Origin of the sequence: Streptomyces sp. L-9-10, assembly GCF_004151105.1 — a bacterium.
Classification (GTDB): Bacteria; Actinomycetota; Actinomycetes; order Streptomycetales; family Streptomycetaceae; genus Streptomyces.
Genome location: NZ_PHRF01000075.1, coordinates 26803 through 45818 on the forward strand (window position 1 = coordinate 26803; position 19016 = coordinate 45818).

At 70.2% G+C, this 19016-nt stretch carries 15 protein-coding genes and 1 tRNA gene; 9 read left to right on the forward strand and 7 right to left on the reverse strand.

All coding sequences use genetic code 11. The features are described 5' to 3' along the window. Window positions 1-78: 78 nt before the first annotated feature. A complete protein-coding gene (locus CU044_RS19420) occupies window positions 79-1473 on the reverse strand; it encodes a cystathionine beta-synthase (RefSeq protein ID WP_129769990.1) in 1395 nt (464 codons plus the stop codon). 156 nt (window positions 1474-1629) lie between these two features. On the opposite strand from CU044_RS19420, the gene CU044_RS19425 reads away from it, so the two are divergent. The 3 genes from CU044_RS19425 to CU044_RS19435 all read left to right on the forward strand — a co-directional run bounded on the left by CU044_RS19425 (window position 1630) and on the right by CU044_RS19435 (window position 5298). Beyond that, complete coding sequence (locus CU044_RS19425) at window positions 1630-2721, forward strand: SGNH/GDSL hydrolase family protein (protein ID WP_129770009.1); 1092 nt, start codon at window positions 1630-1632, stop codon at window positions 2719-2721. Between the two features lie 227 nt (window positions 2722-2948). Then, window positions 2949-4169, forward strand: a complete 1221-nt coding sequence (locus tag CU044_RS19430) for an acetyl-CoA C-acetyltransferase (RefSeq protein ID WP_129769991.1) — start codon at window positions 2949-2951, stop codon at window positions 4167-4169. Between the two features lie 280 nt (window positions 4170-4449). Further along, entirely contained in the window at window positions 4450-5298 is an 849-nt protein-coding gene (locus tag CU044_RS19435) for a hypothetical protein (RefSeq protein ID WP_193564005.1), read from the forward strand. Window positions 5299-5331: 33 nt separating this feature from the next. Here the strand turns inward: CU044_RS19435 and CU044_RS19440 are convergent, their stop codons facing one another. After that, complete coding sequence (locus tag CU044_RS19440; RefSeq protein ID WP_129769993.1) at window positions 5332-5652, reverse strand: hypothetical protein; 321 nt, start codon at window positions 5650-5652, stop codon at window positions 5332-5334. A gap of 112 nt (window positions 5653-5764) precedes the next feature. On the opposite strand from CU044_RS19440, the gene CU044_RS19445 reads away from it, so the two are divergent. Further along, window positions 5765-5995, forward strand: a complete 231-nt coding sequence (locus CU044_RS19445) for a DUF4287 domain-containing protein (RefSeq protein ID WP_129769994.1) — start codon at window positions 5765-5767, stop codon at window positions 5993-5995. Between the two features lie 129 nt (window positions 5996-6124). Here CU044_RS19445 and CU044_RS19450 read toward each other — a convergent pair whose 3' ends face one another. Beyond that, window positions 6125-7003 carry a Bax inhibitor-1/YccA family protein gene (locus CU044_RS19450; protein WP_129769995.1) on the reverse strand — a complete coding sequence of 293 codons (879 nt, stop codon included), beginning with the start codon at window positions 7001-7003 and terminating at the stop codon, window positions 6125-6127. A 257-nt stretch (window positions 7004-7260) separates the two neighbouring features. Further along, a tRNA-Leu gene (locus CU044_RS19455) sits at window positions 7261-7343 on the reverse strand. A 412-nt stretch (window positions 7344-7755) separates the two neighbouring features. On the opposite strand from CU044_RS19455, the gene CU044_RS19460 reads away from it, so the two are divergent. Next, window positions 7756-8526 (forward strand): ABC transporter ATP-binding protein, encoded by a 771-nt coding sequence (locus CU044_RS19460; protein WP_129769996.1) that lies wholly within the window; start codon window positions 7756-7758, stop codon window positions 8524-8526. A gap of 251 nt (window positions 8527-8777) precedes the next feature. Continuing rightward, complete coding sequence (locus CU044_RS19465; RefSeq protein WP_129769997.1) at window positions 8778-11321, forward strand: ABC transporter permease; 2544 nt, start codon at window positions 8778-8780, stop codon at window positions 11319-11321. A 116-nt stretch (window positions 11322-11437) separates the two neighbouring features. On the opposite strand, the gene CU044_RS19470 is transcribed toward CU044_RS19465, so the two are convergent. From CU044_RS19470 to CU044_RS19480, 3 genes are all read right to left on the reverse strand, one after another. Continuing rightward, a complete protein-coding gene (locus tag CU044_RS19470; RefSeq protein ID WP_240045700.1) occupies window positions 11438-12748 on the reverse strand; it encodes a phospholipase D-like domain-containing protein in 1311 nt (436 codons plus the stop codon). A gap of 264 nt (window positions 12749-13012) precedes the next feature. Continuing rightward, window positions 13013-14326: a cyclopropane-fatty-acyl-phospholipid synthase family protein gene (locus CU044_RS19475; protein ID WP_129769998.1), complete on the reverse strand. Its 1314-nt coding sequence runs from the start codon at window positions 14324-14326 to the stop codon at window positions 13013-13015. A 451-nt stretch (window positions 14327-14777) separates the two neighbouring features. Continuing rightward, complete coding sequence (locus tag CU044_RS19480) at window positions 14778-16163, reverse strand: NAD(P)/FAD-dependent oxidoreductase (RefSeq protein ID WP_129769999.1); 1386 nt, start codon at window positions 16161-16163, stop codon at window positions 14778-14780. Window positions 16164-16680: 517 nt separating this feature from the next. Between CU044_RS19480 and CU044_RS19485 the strand changes: the two genes are divergently transcribed. From CU044_RS19485 to CU044_RS19495, 3 genes are all read left to right on the forward strand, one after another. Further along, a complete protein-coding gene (locus CU044_RS19485) occupies window positions 16681-17091 on the forward strand; it encodes an SRPBCC family protein (protein ID WP_129770000.1) in 411 nt (136 codons plus the stop codon). An 80-nt stretch (window positions 17092-17171) separates the two neighbouring features. Continuing rightward, the gene (locus CU044_RS19490; RefSeq protein WP_129770001.1) at window positions 17172-17684 is read left to right on the forward strand and encodes an N-acetyltransferase; all 513 of its coding nucleotides are present in this window, start codon (window positions 17172-17174) and stop codon (window positions 17682-17684) included. A gap of 146 nt (window positions 17685-17830) precedes the next feature. Continuing rightward, on the forward strand, window positions 17831-19016 hold a 1186-nt coding region (locus CU044_RS19495), incomplete at its 3' end, for an NAD(P)/FAD-dependent oxidoreductase (protein WP_129770002.1).

A 19016-nucleotide genomic window follows, 5' to 3' on the forward strand; every position in this document is an offset into this window, starting at 1 on the left:
GTGCTGCGCTGACGTGTCGCGCTCGTACCACTTTCGCGAACCCGCGCCGTCGCGGCTCCGGCCGGGCGGTCCCCGGCGCTACTTCACGTCCTTCGAGAGGTACGCCAGCAGATCCTGCCTGCTCACGACGCCTGTCGGCTTGCCCTCCACCAGCACGATCGCGGCGTCGGCGCCGTTCGTACCGCTCAGCGCCGCCATCAGATCGGCCACCGGCTCGCCGGATCCCACCTGCGGCAGCGGGGAGGACATGTGCTTCTCCAGCGGGTCGCCGAGCGAGGCGCGCTGAGTGAAGAGCGCGTCGAGCAGCTCCCGCTCCACGACCGAACCGATGACCTCCGCGGCCATCACGTCCGGGTGGCCGGCGCCCGGCTTCACGATCGGCATCTGCGAGACGCCGTACTCCCGCAGGACCTCGATGGCCTCGCCGACCGTCTCCTCCGGGTGCATATGGACGAGGGTCGGGATGGCGCCCTCCTTGTGACGCAGGACGTGCCCGACGCTCACCGCGTCGCCGCCCTGCTCCAGGAAGCCGTAGTCGTTCATCCACTCGTCGTTGAAGATCTTGCTGAGGTAGCCCCTGCCGCTGTCCGGCAGCAGAACGACCACGACATCGTCCGGGCCGAGCCCCTCGGCGACCTTCAGCGCCGCCACCACCGCCATGCCGCAGGAACCGCCGACGAGCAGGCCCTCCTCCTTGGCGAGGCGCCGGGTCATCTGGAAGGAGTCCTTGTCGGACACGGCGACGATCTCGTCCGTGACCGTGCTGTCGTACGCCGTCGGCCAGAAGTCCTCACCGACGCCCTCGACCAGATAGGGCCGGCCGGAGCCGCCCGAGTAGACCGATCCCTCCGGGTCGGCGCCCACGATCCGTACCCGCCCGTCGCTGGCCTCCTTGAGGAAGCGGCCGGTCCCGGTGATGGTGCCGCCGGTGCCGACGCCCGCGACGAAGTGGGTGATCTTGCCGTCCGTCTGCTTCCACAGCTCGGGACCGGTCGTCTCGTAGTGCGAGCGCGGGTTGTTCGGGTTGCTGTACTGGTCCGGCTTCCAGGCCCCAGGCGTCTCACTGACCAGCCGGTCGGAGACGTTGTAGTACGAGTCGGGGTGCTCGGGATCGACGGCCGTCGGGCAGACGACGACCTCGGCGCCGTAGGCCCGAAGGACATTGATCTTGTCCGTGGAAACCTTGTCCGGGCAGACGAAAACGCACTTGTAACCCTTGCGCTGGGCCACGATGGCGAGGCCGACGCCGGTGTTGCCGCTCGTCGGTTCGACGATCGTGCCGCCGGGCTTGAGCTCCCCGCTCTCCTCGGCTGCCTCGATCATGCGCAGGGCGATGCGGTCCTTCACCGAACCGCCGGGGTTGAAGTATTCGACCTTGGCCAGGACTGTCGCCTGAATGCCTTCGGTCACGCTGGTCAGCTTCAGCAGCGGGGTATTGCCGACCAGGCTGATCATCGAGTCGTGGAATTGCACCGTTGTCTCCGGGGTCTCCGTGATGGTCCGGCCAGCGTATGCGCATACGCGTGAGATTGGGCGACAGTCCTTACGGGGCAGTTAGCTGATGTACACGCGCGTACTCGTGCGTACGGCGGCTTGGAGGAGGTGGCACGGACTGTGTCGAGGGCGAGGGTGGCGCGGCGGATCGCCGCGGGTGCGGCCTACGGCGGCGGCAGCATCGGGCTGCTGGGGGCGGCGGGCGTCGGAGTGCTGCTGGCGGAGGTCCAGCTGGCGAAGCGGTCGGTGGGCGGCGGGAGCGCCCCCGTACCGCCCAGCGGCGACGGATGGTACGGACTGGCCTTCGGGCACACCCAACCGCTGCGCATGGGCATGCTCGGCGATTCCACGGCCGCGGGACAGGGCGTACGGCGGGCGGGGCAGACCCCGGGGGCGCTGCTGGCCTCGGGGCTCGCCGCGGTCGCCGAGCGGCCCGTGGATCTGTGGAACGTGGCACTGCCGGGAGCGAGGTCGGACGATCTGGACCGGCAGGTGACCCTGCTGCTGTCGGATCCGGCCCGGGTCCCGGACGTCTGCGTGATCATGATCGGCGCGAACGACGTCACGCACCGGCTGCCGGCGACACAGTCGGTGCGGTGCCTGGCGGCGGCGGTACGGCGACTGCGTACGGCCGGGGCGGAGGTGGTCGTCGGCACCTGCCCGGATCTCGGCACGATCGAGCCGGTGTACCAGCCGCTGCGCTGGCTGGCGCGCCGGGTGAGCCGGCAGCTGGCCGCCGCCCAGACGATCGTGGCGGTCGAGCAGGGCGCCCGCACGGTCTCGCTGGGCGATCTGCTGGGCCCGGAGTTCGCCGCGAATCCGCGGGAGCTGTTCGGCCCGGACAACTACCACCCCTCCGCCGAGGGGTACGCGACGGCCGCGATGGCCGTCCTGCCCACGCTGTGCGCGGTCCTCAACCTGTGGCCGGAGACGGACCGCCTCGACGCGACCCGCGACGAGGACATGCTGCCGGTGGCGAAGGCGGCCTCGGCCGCGGCGTCCCAGGCGGGCACCGAGGTCACCGGCGCCCGTGCCCCGTGGGCCCTGCTGAAGCACCGGCGCCGCCGTCATCTGCCGACCACGGCCGAGGCGACCCCGGCGGGGGCCGTCCCGACGGAGGCCGTCCCGGGAGCGCCGGGAGCGACGCCGCCGGACGTGGCTCCGGACGTGCCTCCGGACGTGCCGCCGGACGCCGAGGAGACCCGGCAGGTGGGCTGGGAGGCATGACACCGGGACCGGGACCTGGCCCGGCCTCGGGTCCCGGTCAGGTCCCGGTCCCGGTCACCGCCGCGTGAGCAAGCGCTTAGAAAAGAGGTCCGCATCACATGTCCCGCCCGGTGCCCCCGGCACTACGGGCGGGTAACTTCCCAGACAGACCTGCCCTCTTTCCTACCGCCCACTCCCACCCGTCACGTCAGCCCTCACCCGTCCACTTCCGTCCTCATGGAGCCGTGATGCCCGAAGCCGTGATCGTCTCTGCCGCCCGTTCCCCCATCGGCCGGGCCTTCAAAGGCTCGCTGAAGGAACTGCGGCCCGACGACCTGACCGCCACGATCATCGAAGCCGCACTGGCCAAGGTCCCCGGCCTCGACCCGCGCGACATCGACGACCTGATGCTCGGCTGCGGCCTGCCCGGCGGCGAGCAGGGCCACAACCTCGGCCGGATCGTCGCCGTACAGCTGGGCATGGACCACCTCCCCGGCTGCACCATCACCCGCTACTGCTCCTCGTCCCTCCAGACCTCCCGGATGGCGCTGCACGCCATCAAGGCGGGCGAGGGCGATGTCTTCATCTCGGCCGGGGTCGAGATGGTCTCGCGCTCGGTGAACGGCTCCTCGGACGGCATGCCGGGCACCCACAACCCGGTCTTCGCGGACGCCGAGGCCCGCACCGCCGAGGTCGCGCAGAGCACGGGTGCCGGATGGCACGACCCGCGCGAGGACGGCCTGGTCCCCGACGCCTATATCGCGATGGGCCAGACCGCCGAGAACCTCGCCCGTCTCAAGGGGATCACCCGCCAGGACATGGACGAGTTCGGCGTACGGTCCCAGAACCTCGCCGAGGAAGCGATCAAGAACGGCTTCTGGGAGCGCGAGATCACGCCCGTGACGACCCCGGACGGCACGGTCGTGGCGAAGGACGACGGCCCGCGCGCGGGCGTCACGCTGGAGGGTGTCCAGGGCCTCAAGCCCGCCTTCCGCCCGGACGGCCTGGTGACGGCCGGCAACTGCTGTCCGCTCAACGACGGCGCCGCCGCGCTCGTGATCATGTCCGACACCAAGGCGCGCGAGCTGGGCCTGACCCCGCTGGCCCGGATCGTCTCCACCGGCGTGACCGGTCTGTCGCCCGAGATCATGGGCTACGGCCCGGTCGAGGCGTCCCGGCAGGCGCTCTCCCGTGCCGGGCTGACCATCGACGACATCGATCTGGTCGAGATCAACGAGGCGTTCGCCGCCCAGGTCATCCCGTCCTACCGGGACCTGGGCGTCCCGCTGGAGAAGCTGAACGTCAACGGCGGCGCCATCGCCGTCGGCCACCCCTTCGGCATGACCGGCGCACGGATCACGGGCACGCTGATCAACAGCCTCCAGTTCCACGACAAGCAGTTCGGCCTGGAGACGATGTGCGTAGGCGGCGGCCAGGGCATGGCCATGGTCATCGAGCGCATGAGCTGAACCGGACCGGACCGGATTTTTAGCGGAGAGTAGTCGCGCGAGTCGGATAAGCGCATCTCAACCCCCGCGATCCTCAGTTGTGACTGAATCTCCCCCAGGATGTGACCTACGCCCGGGGGAGATTCCTTTGCCCAGGTCAGAGCCGCGTTCAGGGGAGGTATAAGGCCCAAAGACCTGTCCAATTCGTGACGTAATGCACTGACGGACGGCTCTCGCCTTCGACAAGCTGAGGTAGGAAGTCGGGGGTATCGATCGGAATCGGGAGTAGTCAGTGAGCGCCATGTCTCTTGCCCTGCTGCTGACCACAGCCGCCGCCACGGCCGTGGGCGTCGCCGCCCTGCACGCCGCCCACGGGCTGCGCAGGCAGGTCAGCGCGCTGCGCGGTGAGCTGGCCGCGTCGGTCCCGGGCGACCTCACCGCGGCCGTACCCCAGGCCAGAAGCGCCACCCACGCCGACGACATACGGACCGCCGTCGCGGAGGCCCTCGCCGAGGAGCGCGAGCGCGAGCTGGCCGAGGCCCGTGCCTTCTGGGCCGCCCAGGAGGCCCGTGACGCCGCCGACACCCCGTCGCTGCTGGGCGGGCTGCCCGGATTCGGTACCGAGGAGAGCCCGTACTACGTGCCCCGCCAGGTGGACTTCGCCGGGCTGGAGGCGCTGGACCTCGACGCCGCCGACGGACTCGACGACCTGGCCGACTACCCGGAGCTGACCGAGGTGAGCGGGATGGGTGAGGCCGGTGAGTTCGCGGAGGACTCCGCCGAGCTGGCCGCCGCCCGTCGCCGGCACCCCTCGCACCCGGACTTCGTCCCGGTGCAGGCCCCGGTCGTCACCGACCACGAGCGCACGGTGTCGCGGCTCGACGCGCTCGCCGAGACCGGTACGGCGCTCGCGGACGTCCGGCCCGGCCCGCTGGGCACCCTCGACGTCTATGTCTTCGCCGACGGCACGACGCTCTGCATGACCCCGGGCCACCGCGAGACCGCCGAGCGGCTCGCCGGGGCGCTGCGGGAGGGCGAGGCCCCGGTCCTGCTGGGAGGCTCCGGCGTCTCCGGCGCGTACGCCCTGACGTTTTCGTGCGGCGGCGAGCACGTCTACATCCTCGCGGACCGCGTCATCGCGTCCCTCTAGGCCCTGTCCGGCCCCGCCCGCCGCGGCTCGCCCTCAGAGCGCGGCTCGCGCCGCCGCCTTCTCCACCGATCTCACGGCCTCGTCCAGCTCCCTCACGGACGGGGCCGTACGCAATGCTTCGGCCAGATCCCCGGCCGCGACCGTGAGCTGGTCCGCGACCACGAAGACGCCGGAGTCCGGCATGATCCTGGGCTCCTCGCCGGGGGCGTCGAGCCGCTGGGCCCGTACGGAGAGTTCCCTGGCCAGCGCCAGTGCCTCGGCGGCGGCTCCGCGTTGGAGCCGGCTCTGCGGGGCGGCCCGCAGGCGGTCGGCGAATCGGTCCACTGCGGCCGTCAGCGGCGTTGTATCGAGCACGCCGCGACCTTACGCGACCGGACAAGCTCTCCTACGGGACTGTTGCCAACAGGCCAGCGCTCAGGCACGGTGGCGTGAAGGACCAGTACGCGCACAACATCCGGAGGCGCCGATGTCCCTTGTCTTCTCCGAAGAGACCCATCGCAACATGCTCTCCCGCATCCCTCACCGCACCGGCAGAGAGATCTCCGACTGGCTTCGCGCGGTCGAGGAAGGTCCGGCCCTCTTCCGCTTCGAGGAGAAGGTCAGCTGGCTGAGGAGCGAGCACAACCTCGCGTACGGCCACGCGAAGGCGATCATCCACGAATACGACCTGCGGCGGGCGGCCCGCCGCCTGCTCTGACCCGGCAACCGACACCCGACACCCGAGACCCGAGCCGTCGGACTCCGCGGAGTCGGACACAGCGGAAGGGGTCCGCGGGCACAGTGCCCGCGGACCCCTTCGTGCTACTCAGCCGTGAGGCGTCAGTCGTCAGTCGTTGCCTTGCAGGATCGAGAAGAGCCGCAGCATCTCCAGGTAGATCCACACCAGCGTCAGCGTGAGACCGAAGGCCGCGAGCCAGGACTCCTCGCGCGGAGCGCCGTACGCGACGCCGTCCTCGACCTGCTTGAAGTCGAGCGCGAGGAAGCAGGCGCCGAGGATGATCCCGACGATGCCGAAGATGATGCCCAGACCGCCGCTGCGGAAGCCGAGGCCGTCACCGCCGCCGAAGACGCTGAAGAGCAGGTTGGCGACCATCAGGAGCACGAAGCCCATGGCGGCGGCCATCACGAAGCCGTAGAAGCGCCGGGTGACCCGGATCCAGCGCATCTTGTAGGCGAACAGCACACCGGCGAAGACCGCCATCGTGCCCATGACCGCCTGGACGACCACACCGGGCGCGAGGTAGGTGCTCACCGCGGAGCTGATCACACCGAGGAAGACACCCTCGAAGGCGGCGTACGCCAGGATCAGCGCGGGCGTCGGCTTGCGCTTGAAGGACTGGACCAGCGACAGGACCATCGCCACCAGCGCGGCACCGATCGCGATGCCGTACGACTTGCCGAGGTTGGCGGGGTCCACCGGCAGCAGGACCCACGACAGGACGGCGGTGAGCACGACCGTGCCCAGCGTCATGCCGGTACGGCTCACGACGTCGTCGATCGTCATGACGTCGGGGCGCGCGGGCGCCTGCGGGCCGCCGAGCTGGGTGCCCTGCTGCGGGGCGTAGGGGTTGGTGGCGTACGGGTTGGTCGCGTACGGGTTCGTCGCTACAGCGGGGCCCCCGGCCTGCGGCGCCGCGTTGAAGCCCGCGTGGCCGTTGTCGCGGCTGAAGCCCCGTCGCGAGAAGACCGGGTTACTGCTCCTCATCTCACTCCTCCATGGCCGCCCTGCGCGGCCTTGCGACAAGAGTAATGGGGCAGCAAAGCGTACGCCCTAGTGCTCGGGGAGGATCTTTCCAGGATCGTGACGCCCGGCGGGTGCGTCTCGTCACATCGGAAGGTCACATCGGACCTTCACGCCTGACCTTCACGCCTGACCTTCACGCCTGACCGTCACGCCGGAGCGCTCCCGGATCGGACCGGCGCACCCACCGGCGCCGGCCGTCCTGTCCATCACCGGTGATGTGCCCGGAGCCGGACTTGAACCGGCACGCCCCCGAGGGGCAGCGAGGTTTAAGCTCGCCGTGTCTGCATTCCACCATCCGGGCAAGCGCGCAACGGCGCGTTGGCACAGGAGCCTATCGGGGCAGGCCACTCGAACAGCCGAGCGGCTACCCGATGTTGTCTTATTTTATTGACTTCTGAGGGTGCGTCAGCACACGTACCGGGCCATCGACACATGCCGGGCCCGGGGTGGTCATCCCTGACCAGGGCGGGCAGGAATGACGAAAAGTCGCCGCCCGGTCACGCATTTGGCATCGTCGCCGCGTACGCGTGGCCTTGAGGCGACCTGCGGAGGACCTGTCCCAGGAGTCGAGTCATCCCCGAGGAGGAGGGCGCGGCACGGCGGTCAGACCCAAGACGGCCCCGGGAACGGTTACCGCGGCGGACGACTCGCGCTCCCCCCGCCATGAGGATGGAGGTGTCCTCACAGCGCACCACCGACAGGAGTGTTCTCCCGTGACCACCACCCAGTTCGCCCCCCGCGCGACCGCCGTGGCCGCCCGCGCCTCCGATCTGTCGAAGGTCTACGGCCTGGGCGAGACCCAGGTGGTGGCCCTCGACCGGGTCTCCGTGGACTTCCGGCAGGGAGAGTTCACCGCGATCATGGGCCCGTCCGGCTCCGGCAAGTCCACGCTCATGCACTGCGTGGCCGGCCTCGACAGCTTCAGCAGCGGCTCCGTACGGCTCGGCGAGACCGAGCTGTCGACCCTCAAGGACAAGCAGCTCACGCAGTTGCGCCGGGACAAGATCGGCTTCATCTTCCAGGCGTTCAATCTGCTGCCGACCCTGACGGCCCTGGAGAACATCACCCTCCCGATGGACATCGCGGGCCGCAAGCCCGACAAGCAGTGGCTGGACCAGGTGATCTCGATGATCGGTCTCGCCGACCGGCTCGGCCACCGGCCCACCCAGCTCTCCGGCGGCCAGCAGCAGCGTGTGGCCGTCGCCCGCGCGCTGGCCTCCCAGCCCGAGATCATCTTCGGCGACGAGCCGACCGGGAACCTGGACTCGCGTTCCGGCGCCGAGGTGCTGGGCTTCCTGCGCAACTCCGTACGCGAACTGGGCCAGACCGTCGTCATGGTGACGCACGACCCGGTGGCCGCCTCCTACGCGGACCGCGTCATCTTCCTCGCCGACGGCCGGATCGTCGACGAGATGCTGCACCCGAGCGCCGACGGGGTGCTCGACCGGATGAAGGCCTTCGACGCCAAGGGCCGTACGAGCTGACGCTCCGTCGGTTCCGTTCGGCCCGTACGTGACCGTTGACCCGTACGTGGCGCTCCACCCGTACGTGCTGCTCCACCCGTACGTGGCGCTCCGTCCGTGCGTGCTCGTTGACCCGTACGCGGCCCACTCGCGCTGACGCTCCGGCAGTCGGCCCCACTTCGCCCCTCGGTTTCCGCCCCTCGGTCCGGTCCGTCGTGTCGGCCCGTCTGTTCGGCCTGCCCTCTCCGCCCACCCTCACCAGGACTTCCACCATGTTCCGTACCGCCTTGCGCACCGTGCTCGCGCACAAGGCCAGGTTGCTGATGACCGTCCTCGCCGTCATGCTCGGCGTCGCTTTCGTCTCCGGCACCCTGGTCTTCACCGACACCCTCGGCAACGCCTTCGAGAAGCAGTCGTCCAAGAGCTTCAAGGACGTCGCCGTCGGCGTCACCGCGTACGACGCCCGCGACTCCGGCGACACCGACGACGCCAAGGCGACCCCCGGGGTCGGCCAGGAGACCGTCGGCAAGATCGAGGGCCTGGACGGGGTCGCCTCCGTCACCGGCCGGGTCAGCGGCTTCGCCGGGGTCGCCGACCCCGACGGCAAGCTGATCGGCGACGGCTGGTCCAACAACGGCTCCAACTTCGCCCCGGGCGAGAACGGCCAGGACGCCGCCTACTCCTTCTCCGAGGGCACGGGTCCCACCAAGGACGGTGAGATCGCACTCGACAGGACGACCGCGACCAAGGGGAAGTACACGGTCGGCGAGCCGGTACGCGTCGCCACCAACGGGCCGGTGAAGGAGTACACCCTCTCCGGTGTCTTCACCACCGACGACGGACAGGTCAACGCGGGCGGCAGTCTCGTCCTCTTCGACACCGCCGTCGCGCAGAAGCTCTATCTGGAGCCCGGCTTCTACAGCGATCTCACGATCACGGCCGCCGCCGGTGCCTCCGAGAGCCGGATCCTCGACCAGCTCAAGCCCCTGCTGCCGAAGAACGCCGAGGCGAAGACCGGCGAGCAGCTCGCCACGGAGCAGGCCGACCAGATCGAGAGGAGCCTCTCCAGCCTCAACCAGATCCTGCTGGGCTCCGCCGCCGTCGCGCTCTTCGTCGGCGTCTTCCTGATCTCCAACACCTTCACCATGCTGGTCGCCCAGCGGACCAGGGAGCTGGCGCTGCTGCGCGCGGTCGGCGCCTCACGCCGCCAGGTCAAGCGCTCGGTGCTGGCCGAGGCCGCGGTGGTCGGCGTGATCGCCTCCACGATCGGTTTCCTCTTCGGTCTCGGGCTCGCCATCGCGCTGCGCTCGCTGATGGGCGTGACGGGCGCGAAGATACCCGCGGGCGCGCTGGTGGTCTCGCCGACCGCGGTCGGCGCCGCCTTCGGTGTCGGGGTGCTGATCACGCTGCTCGCCGCCTGGCTGCCCGCCCGCCGGGCCGCGAAGATCCCGCCGGTGGCCGCGATGAACAGCGTGCACGGCGTGGCCACCACCAAGTCGCTCGTCGTACGGAACTCCATCGGCGGCGCGCTGGCCCTGCTCGGCTCCGCCGTGATCGTCGCGGGCGCCGCGGCCGGTTCCGACGGCCGGATCCTCATCGGCGGCGGCGCGTTCCTGACGATGATCGGCGTGATCGTGCTGATCCCGCTGCTGTCCCGTCCGGTCATCGCGCTGGTACGGCCGCTGCTGCGCGGGGTCTTCGGGGTGTCCGGCAAGCTGGCCGGGCTGAACGCGGTCCGCAATCCGCGGCGTACCGGCGCCACCGCCTCCGCGCTGGCCATCGGGCTCACGCTGGTCACCGGGCTGACGGTGATCGGTGTCACCGTCGGCCAGGCCGTGGACAGGATGACCACGGACAACATCAAGGCCGACTACATGGTGACGATGGCTGCCGCGGGCGACCTGGACCAGAGCGTGCTGACCGCGCTGGAGAAGGCGCCCGGCGTGATCGCGGTCTCCCCGCAGCAGTCCGCCGGGCTGGAGATCAAGGGCGACTACCACTCCGCCTCCGCGGTCACCCCCGGGGACATCGAGAAGGTCATCAACATCGCCTCGGTCTCCGGCTCACTGGACGCGCTCGCCCAGGGCGAGATCGCGGTCGCCGAGGACACCGCGAGGTCCAACGGCTGGAAGCTCGGTGACACCGTGCAGGTCACCTTCAGCGACAAGAAGACGGGCGAGCTGACGGTCGGCGCCACCTACAAGAAGAACGAGTTCCTCTCGCCGGTGCTGATGTCGACCGAGCTGGCGTCCACGCACGAGGCCACGCCGTACATCCCCGAGGTGTGGGTGAAGATGGACGGCGGCGCGAGCGCCGCGAACGAGCAGGCGCTGGTGGACTCGCTGGGCAAGAACCCGGCGATCACGATGATGGACCAGCAGGACATCAGGAACGAGTTCGGCGGCTTCATCAACACCGCGCTGAACATCATGTACGGCCTGCTGGCGATGGCCCTGGTCATCGCGATCCTGGGGGTCGTCAACACGCTGGCGATGTCCGTCTTCGAGCGTCAGCAGGAGATCGGCATGCTGCGGGCCATCGGCCTGGACCGGGCCAAGGTCAAGCGGATGATCCGGCTGGAGGCCGTTGTCATCTCGCTCTTCGGCGCGGTGATCGGGGTGGGGCTCGGGTCCTTCCTGGCCTGGGCGATCGGTCAGACCATCAAGGACCAAGTCCCTGGTTACGCGCTGGTCATCCCGTGGGACCGGATCGGGATCTTCCTGGTTCTCGCCGGTCTGGTGGGGGTGCTCGCCGCGCTGTGGCCGGCGCGCAGCGCCGCGAAGCTGAACATGCTGACGGCCATCAAGACCGAGTAGCGCGGAACCGGCCGAGGAGCGGGAGAGGGCCGGGGAGCGGGAGAGGGACGGCAGAGGACGGGACACGACAGGAGAGGGCGGGACCCCGGCGCGGGGGCCCGCCCTCTCCCGCGTCCTCAGGTGCCGGCGCAGTAGCGCATCAGATGATCGTGGTTGGCCTTGTACTGGTCGTGGACCACGGCGTCGTCGATCTTCAGCAGGGTCTCGTCATTGGAACGCAGCGCCTGCCACGAGTAGTTGTGGCTCCCGGTCCAGACGATCTTCTTGTCGGCGACCCCCTCGTACGTGCCCTTCACCAGCACGTACTTGGAGTGCAGCCCGATCTTCGGCGCCCCGCTCGTGGGCGGGTCCTCCCAGCACTCCACGCGCTGCGTGAGCTTCCCGGAGACGAGGGAGGTGACGGTCCTGCCGAGCGACGGTACGCCGGTGCCCCCGCCGTTCGGATTGCCGTCGCCCGCGAGATACACCAGGCAGCCCGCCTTCTTCATGGCCACGAGCTTGCTCGCGATCTGGTCGCGGTAGAAGAGGTTCGCCGCCATCCGCACCTCGGAGCGGCGCGTCGACGAGCAGGCGACCTTGTCGAGGAGGAGCTTGACCGTGTCGGTGGCCGGGTCCTTCCGGTAGTCCGTACCGGACGTCTCCCGGCGCGGGAAGAAGTACGTCTTGTACGCGGGGTCGGTCGCGCTGGACGGCGTCCGGTAGTACGTCGCGAGCCCCGGGCCCGAGGCGCCGTACTTCAGCTGGTCGGAGAAGTACGCCGCGTAGTTGTCGTAGAGACCGGGATCGGCGATCGTCACGGCGTTGTTGAACAGGTCGGTGCGCTGGGTGCCGGTCATATTGGCCGAGGTCTGCACGACGACCTTCTCCGCGCCTCCCGTGCGGGAGAAGAGGAAGAACTTGTTGTGGTCGATCGCGCGGCTGCCGATCGCGCGGTTGCCGACGCACGAGCGGTTCGACGGGCAGGACATCACCCAGGACGGCCGGGCGCGGTCGGTGCCGAGGCCCGCCGCGAGGTTCTCGTACTCACCGCCGGCGGTCACCGTCTCGTGCGATTTGTAGTCGAGGATCGCCCGGACGGCGACGCCGCGTTCCTTGGCCGCGATCAGGGCCTCGCGGACGCTGTCGTCGGTGAAGGTATAGAGGGACAGGCTGATCGAGCCGCCCGCCGGGGAGCCGTCGATCAGGGAGACGACGTGGTTCCTGATCCTGTCCCGCTGGGCGCTGGTGCCCGCGGGGTCGTTGAAGATCGCGCCGGTGGTGACCGGGGCGGCGGGGGCCCCGGCCGGTAACCCCGAAGGCGCCGGGGATTCGCCCCTGGACGGGGGCTCGGCCTCGGACGGGGCCCGGAACTCGGATCCGTCGTCCCCGTCCGCCCACGCGGCGCCGGGAAGGGCCACGACGGACATCAGGGCGACGGCCAGGCTCAACAGCCGGATTCCGCGGTGCCCATGGCGACGGCGATGGTGACGGTGGTGGTGGCGGTGCACACCGGTCTCCTGTTCGGTTCGGCTCGGGGAGCACGTGACTCTCGAACACGGACCTGGTGAAACCCCGCGGAAAGCGGAAAACGGAGCCGCCGGGCAGGGGTGTGCCCGGCAGCTCCGTCATCCAGGCCCGGACGGCAGAACGTACCAACTCGCCGTCACTGTCCGGGCCCGCTCACCTCTTTGTCACCCGCATGGTGTCCCGCGTCAGCCGCTCCACACGCGCGCTCGCGCCGGCATCCCGGAGGCACCGCTCTCCGGAGTCCGCACGGCCAGGATCTGGTTGACGCCGATCTTGTTCCGCTCGAAGGAGACCGCGGAGGCCGCCATGTAGAGGCGCCAGACGCGGGCGCGTCCGGCGGAGGTGGCACGTACGGCCTCGGCCCAGTGGTCCTCCAGGTTGGCCACCCAGCGGCGCAGGGTCAGGGCGTAGTGCTCCCGGATCGCCTCGACGTCGCGGACCTCGAAGCCCGCCTCCTCCAGCGTGCCGACCGTCCTGCCGAGCGGCGCCAGCTCGCCGTCCGGGAAGACGTACGCGTCGATGAACTCGTCGATGCGGTACGCGCTCTCGTCCTTCTCGGGACGGCGGGCGATCTGGTGGTTGAGCAGCCGGCCGCCCGGCTTGAGCAGGGCGTACAGATCGTCGGCGTACTCGCGGTATTTGACCGAGCCCACGTGCTCGGCCATCCCGATGGACGAGATCGCGTCGTACGGGCCGTCCCTGACGTCCCGGTAGTCCTGGACCCGCAGCTCGATACGGTCGGTGAGGCCCTCCTCCGCGACCCGCTTGCGCGCGTAGGCGGCCTGCTCCCGGGAAAGGGTGACGCCGGTGACGCGGGCGCCGTACTCCCGGGCGGCGTGGATGGCCATCGAGCCCCAGCCGCAGCCGACGTCGAGCAGCCGGTCGCCCTCCTTGAGGGCGAGCTTGCGGCAGATCAGATCGAGCTTGTCGCGCTGTGCGTCCTCAAGGGTGAAGCCGTCGTCGCCGTAGCTGTCGCCGTCGCCCCAGTAGGCGCACGAGTAGACCATCGAGGGACCGAGCACCAGCTCGTAGAAGTCGTTGCCCACGTCGTAGTGGTGGCTGATCGCCGCCCGGTCGCGGCGCTTGGTGTGCAGCGCGCCGTGCCGTCGCCGGATCTCCTCGGCGGGCGGGGCGGGCGGCGGCCAGGGTCCCGCGATCTGTACGAACCCGCGCGCGACGGCCCGCATACGGGGGTCGAGTACGGGGTGCACCTCGTCCTTGGCATCGGCGCCGCGCTCCCAGATGAGCCCGGCGAGGAGGCCGAGGGTCTCGTAGAGATCGCCCTCCACATCGATCTCACCGGCCACCCAGGCGCGCGCGAGCCCCAGTTCGCCGGGTTTCCACAGGAGGCGGCGCAGGGCACGACGGTTACGGATGATCAGGGCCGGGGCGTCCGGGGGACCGGATTCGCTGCCGTCCCAGGCACGGATACGGACCGGGAGCGGGGCCCCCAGCAACTCTTCGGCAAGAGTGGTCAGCCGCAGCGCGGCGTCGGCCATGGCGTACACCTCCGTGATGAGGAATACCGGAAATGCTCAACACCACGTAAACACCGGTCGGGTGCGGATGCAGTCCCGGCGACGCGCAATGGGACGGCAAAATACCTGCATCTACCACGCACTTTAGGGTGGATGTGCACGCTTTTCTCCCGGCGCCTGCGCGGAATCCCGCACCTGACTGGTGGGCTCGGGGCGCGCGACCGGCGGGCGGGGGGCGCGCATCCGGCGGCTTCCGGGGAGCGCGCGGCGCCTTCCGGGGGCGCGGCGCCCGGCGCCTTCCGGGATGCGCGCCCTGCACCTTCCGGGGGTACGCGCCCGGCGCCTTCCGGGGTGCCCCGCCCAGCGGCGGCCGGGGGCCCTGCCCGGCGGCTGCCGGGGTGCGGCGGGCACGCGGAAGGGCCGCCCGCACCACGGATGGCGGACGGCCCTTTCGGGGTTCAGCGCGGCGGCGTCAGGACGCCTTCGCCTTCTCCGGAGCGGGCGACGCGGCGGCTGCCGCCGGGGCCGGCTTGGCGGCCTCGTAGAACTCCTCGCGCGGCGTCTCCATGGCGCCGAGCGAGACGACCTCGCGCTTGAGGAACATCGCGAGCGTCCAGTCGGCGAAGACCCGGATCTTGCGGTTCCAGGTCGGCATGGCCACGCCGTGGTAGCCACGGTGCATGTACCAGGCCAGCCGGCCCTTGAGCTTGATCTTCATCTTGCCCATGACGATCATCGCGACGCCCTTGTGCAGGCCGAGTCCGGCGACCGCACCCTTGTTGGCGTGGCTGTACTCCTTCTGCGGGAAGCCCCGCATACCGGAGATCACGTTGTCGCCGAGGACCTTCGCCTGCCGCAGCGCGTGCTGCGCGTTCGGCGGGCACCAGGCGTTCGGGTTGCCGGCCTTGCGGCCCACGACGTCCGGGACCTGCGCGTTGTCGCCGGCGGCCCAGATGTAGTCGGTGCCCTGGACCTGGAGCTTCTCGCTGGTGTCCACATGGCCGCGGGGGCCGAGCGGCAGACCGTAGCGGGCGAGCGCCGGGTTCGGCTTGACGCCGGCCGTCCACACGATGGTGTTCGAGTCGACCTCAAGGCCGTTGTTGAGCACGACGTGGCCGTCCACGCAGGAGTCCATGCCGGTCTTCAGGTAGACCTCGACACCGCGGCTCTCCAGGTGCTCCTTGCCCCAGGCGCCCAGCTTCGGGCCGACCTCGGGAAGGATCTTGTCGGCGACGTCGACGAGGAGGAAGCGCATGTCCTCGCGCTTCACGTTCGTGTAGTACTTGGCCGCGTCGCGCGCCAGGTCCTCGACCTCACCGATGGTCTCCGCACCGGCGAAGCCGCCGCCCACGAAGACGAAGGTCAGCGCCTTGCGGCGGACCTCCTCGTCGGTCGTCGAGTCGGCCTTGTCGAGCTGCTCCAGTACGTGGTTGCGCAGGCCGATGGCCTCCTCGATGCCCTTCATGCCGATGCCCTGCTCGGCGAGGCCGGGGATCGGGAAGGTACGGGAGACGGCGCCGAGCGCGATGACGAGGTAGTCGAAGGGCAGCTCATAGGCCTCGCCGACGAGCGGCGCGACCGTGGCGACCTTGCGGTCCTGGTCGATGGTCGTGACCCGGCCGGTGAGCACCTCAGCCTTGGGCAGCACGCGTCGCAGCGGGACGACGACATGCCGAGGCGAAATGCTGCCGGCGGCGGCTTCGGGGAGGAAGGGCTGGTACGTCATGTACGAGCGAGGGTCGACAACCGTGACGGTCGCCTCCCCGTAGCGCATCTTCTTCAGAATGCGACGAGCTGCGTACAGGCCTACGTACCCACCGCCTACAACGAGGATCCTGGGACGCTCCGTGGTGCTCATGCCATCGAGTATCCACCCCTCTCAGGGGGGTGGCTCGTGAGCCCCTTCACAAGGTAGGGGGCCCCTAGTGCTACACTGCGCGGCCCGCGTGACCGAGGTCATGGTCCATTGGGGGAACCACATAGCGGGTTTGGTCGTTGCTCACCCCTCGTGAGCTGGCCCTCCGCGCTCGGCCGGGGGTGGACCGCCGCGCCCTATTCATACGCGCGTAACGCGCCCGGAACCGCCCGGTATAAGGGCGCGGGGCCCCCTTGGGGCTAACAGACCGCCCTCCGGATCAGCCCCGCCACCCTACGGGACCGATTTCCTTGTGAAGAAGTTCACGAACTTTCTCGCGGAGCCGTCGCGGCAGCCCTCCAGGGGGTCTCCGGAGCCCGGCCGGGAGGGCCCGCGGACCGGTCCGCCGACGGCGATCCGGGCGGGGCCCGGACCCCGGGCGAAGACGTCGGGACGGGTGCGGCGCGGAAGGCCGATTCGTTCAAGACCGCGTCGGCGGAGGGTTCGTACCATCGCGGCCATGGACACCACCGCTTCGGCCTCGCGGCACATCAGCACACGGATCAACCGCCCTGTCAGGGACGTCTACGCCTACGCGTCGAACCCCGCCAATCTGCCCGAGTGGGCTCACGGGCTGGGGGGCTCCATCAGCACGATCGACGGGCAGTGGATCGCCGAGTCCTCGCCCATGGGGCGGGTCGTGGTCGCCTTCGCCCGGGAGAACGAGTTCGGCGTACTCGATCACGACGTCACCCTGCCCTCGGGCGAGACCGTCCACAACCCGGTGCGCGTGATCGCCGACGGCACCGGGAGCGAGGTGGTGTTCACCCTTCGCCGACGGCCGGAGATGAGCGACGAGGACTTCCGACGCGACGCGGACGCGGTACGCGCCGACCTCAGTACGCTCAAGCGGCTGATGGAGCGCGCCTAGCGTTTTTTTCCCCCCGCCGGGAGGGTCAACTCGCGGGGCGCCCACACGACCACCACTCCGAAACGGATCCTCATCCACTCATGAGCGACACCTGGATCACGCGGGCCGAGACCCGCGCCGACATCCCCGCCATCCGCGAGATCGTCCTGGCCGCCTTCGATACCGAGGCGGAGGCCGATCTCGTCGACGCCCTGCGTGCCGACGCCGACGCGTGGATCGAGGGCCTCTCCCTCGTCTCCACGGACGGGAACGGCCGTCCCGTCGGCCACGCCCTGCTGACCCGCTGCCACATCGGCGCCACCCCTGCCCTGTGCCTGGCGCCATGCGCCGTCCGGCCCGAGCGGCAGAGGAGCGGCGCCGGCTCCGCCGCCGTCATCGCCGCCCTCAAGGCGGCCAAGGACAGGGGCGAGCACCATGTCGTCGTCCTGGGCCACCCGGCCTACTACCCACGGTTCGGCTTCACCCGTGCCTCCGCCCACGGCATCCGTCTGAGCATCGACGTTCCCGACGAGGCCCTGATGGCCCTCACCCTCGACACCGACCATCCGCTGCCCGGCGGGACCGTCCGCTACGCCGCGCCGTTCGGCATCTGACCCACCCCGGCCGTGCGGGGCGCGGTGTCGGGCATCTGCCGGGGGTGTCGGTTCGATGTCGGCCGTTTGTCGGCGGGGGGCTGAAGCCTTGCTGGAGATCCTGCTGGGCACCCGGCCGGCAGGCGTGCGACAGACAAGGAATCGACATGATCACTGGCGTCACGATCATCGGCGCCGGACTCGGCGGCCTCACGCTCGCCCGCGTCCTGCACGTCCACGGCATCCCGGCCACGGTCTACGAGGCGGAGACCTCACCGACGGCGCGCGCGCAGGGCGGGATGCTCGACATCCACGACTACAACGGCCAACTGGCCGTCCAGGCGGCCGGCCTGATGGACGAGTTCCGCGACATCGTCCTGGAGGGCCGCGAGGCGATGCGGATCCTCGACCGCGACGGGACCGTCCAGTTCGACAAGGCCGACGACGGCACGGGCGGACGCCCCGAGGTGCAGCGCGGCGAGCTGCGGCAGATCCTGCTCGACTCGCTCCCGGCCGGCACCGTCCGGTGGGGCCACAAGGTCACCGGCGTCCGCGCCCTCGGCGAGGGCCGCCACGAGGTGGCCTTCGCCGACGGCACCACCGTCGTCACGAGCCTGCTGGTCGGAGCGGACGGCGCGTGGTCACGGGTCCGGCCACTGCTCTCCGGCGCCACCCCCGAGTACTCCGGCATGTCCTTCGTCGAGACCTACCTGTTCGACGCCGACACCCGGCACCCCGCCGCCGCGAAGGCGGTCGGCGACGGGTCGATGTTCGCGCTCGATGCGAGTGAGACGCAGATCGCGGCTCACCGGGAGAAGGGCGAGACCCTCCACACCTACGTCATCCTGTACAGGCCGCTGGACTGGTTCGCCGCGATCGACTTCACCGATCCCGCCGCGACCGCCACGCGGGTCGCCCAGGAGTTCGACGGCTGGGCCCCGGAGCTGACCGCGCTGATCACCGACAGCGATACGGCACCGGTCCTGCGCCCCCACTACACGCTGCCGGTCGGCCACCGGTGGGACCGGGTGCCGGGGGTGACCCTGCTCGGCGACGCCGCCCACCTCATCCCCCCGAACGGCGAAGGCGCCAACCTGGCCATGCTGGACGGCGCCGAACTGGGCGAGGCCCTCGCCGCGCACCCCGGCGACATCGAGGCCGCTCTCACGGAATACGAGCAGGCGATGTTCCCTCGCAGTACCGCGATCGCCGAGGAGGAAGCGGAAACCTCTATCCACGGCACGCTTGAGGACAAGCCCGAGCCCACCACCCAGACCACCCAGTACCGGATCAACTGCCTCCCCGAAGACGGCATCGACAGCGACCTGTTCGGCCTCACCGTCGAGTACCGAG

Excerpts from the sequence above, each read along its gene's own strand:
- CU044_RS19485 (WP_129770000.1), top strand. The coding sequence starts at position 16,681 with ATGGACACCACCGCTTCGGCCTCGCGGCACATCAGCACACGGATCAAC.
- CU044_RS19445 (WP_129769994.1), top strand. The coding sequence starts at position 5,765 with ATGTCCCTTGTCTTCTCCGAAGAGACCCATCGCAACATGCTCTCCCGC.
- CU044_RS19490 (WP_129770001.1), top strand. The coding sequence starts at position 17,172 with ATGAGCGACACCTGGATCACGCGGGCCGAGACCCGCGCCGACATCCCC.
- CU044_RS19465 (WP_129769997.1), top strand. The coding sequence starts at position 8,778 with ATGTTCCGTACCGCCTTGCGCACCGTGCTCGCGCACAAGGCCAGGTTG.
- CU044_RS19430 (WP_129769991.1), top strand. The coding sequence starts at position 2,949 with ATGCCCGAAGCCGTGATCGTCTCTGCCGCCCGTTCCCCCATCGGCCGG.
- CU044_RS19450 (WP_129769995.1), bottom strand. The coding sequence starts at position 7,003 with ATGAGGAGCAGTAACCCGGTCTTCTCGCGACGGGGCTTCAGCCGCGAC.
- CU044_RS19435 (WP_193564005.1), top strand. The coding sequence starts at position 4,450 with ATGTCTCTTGCCCTGCTGCTGACCACAGCCGCCGCCACGGCCGTGGGC.
- CU044_RS19475 (WP_129769998.1), bottom strand. The coding sequence starts at position 14,326 with ATGGCCGACGCCGCGCTGCGGCTGACCACTCTTGCCGAAGAGTTGCTG.
- CU044_RS19480 (WP_129769999.1), bottom strand. The coding sequence starts at position 16,163 with ATGAGCACCACGGAGCGTCCCAGGATCCTCGTTGTAGGCGGTGGGTAC.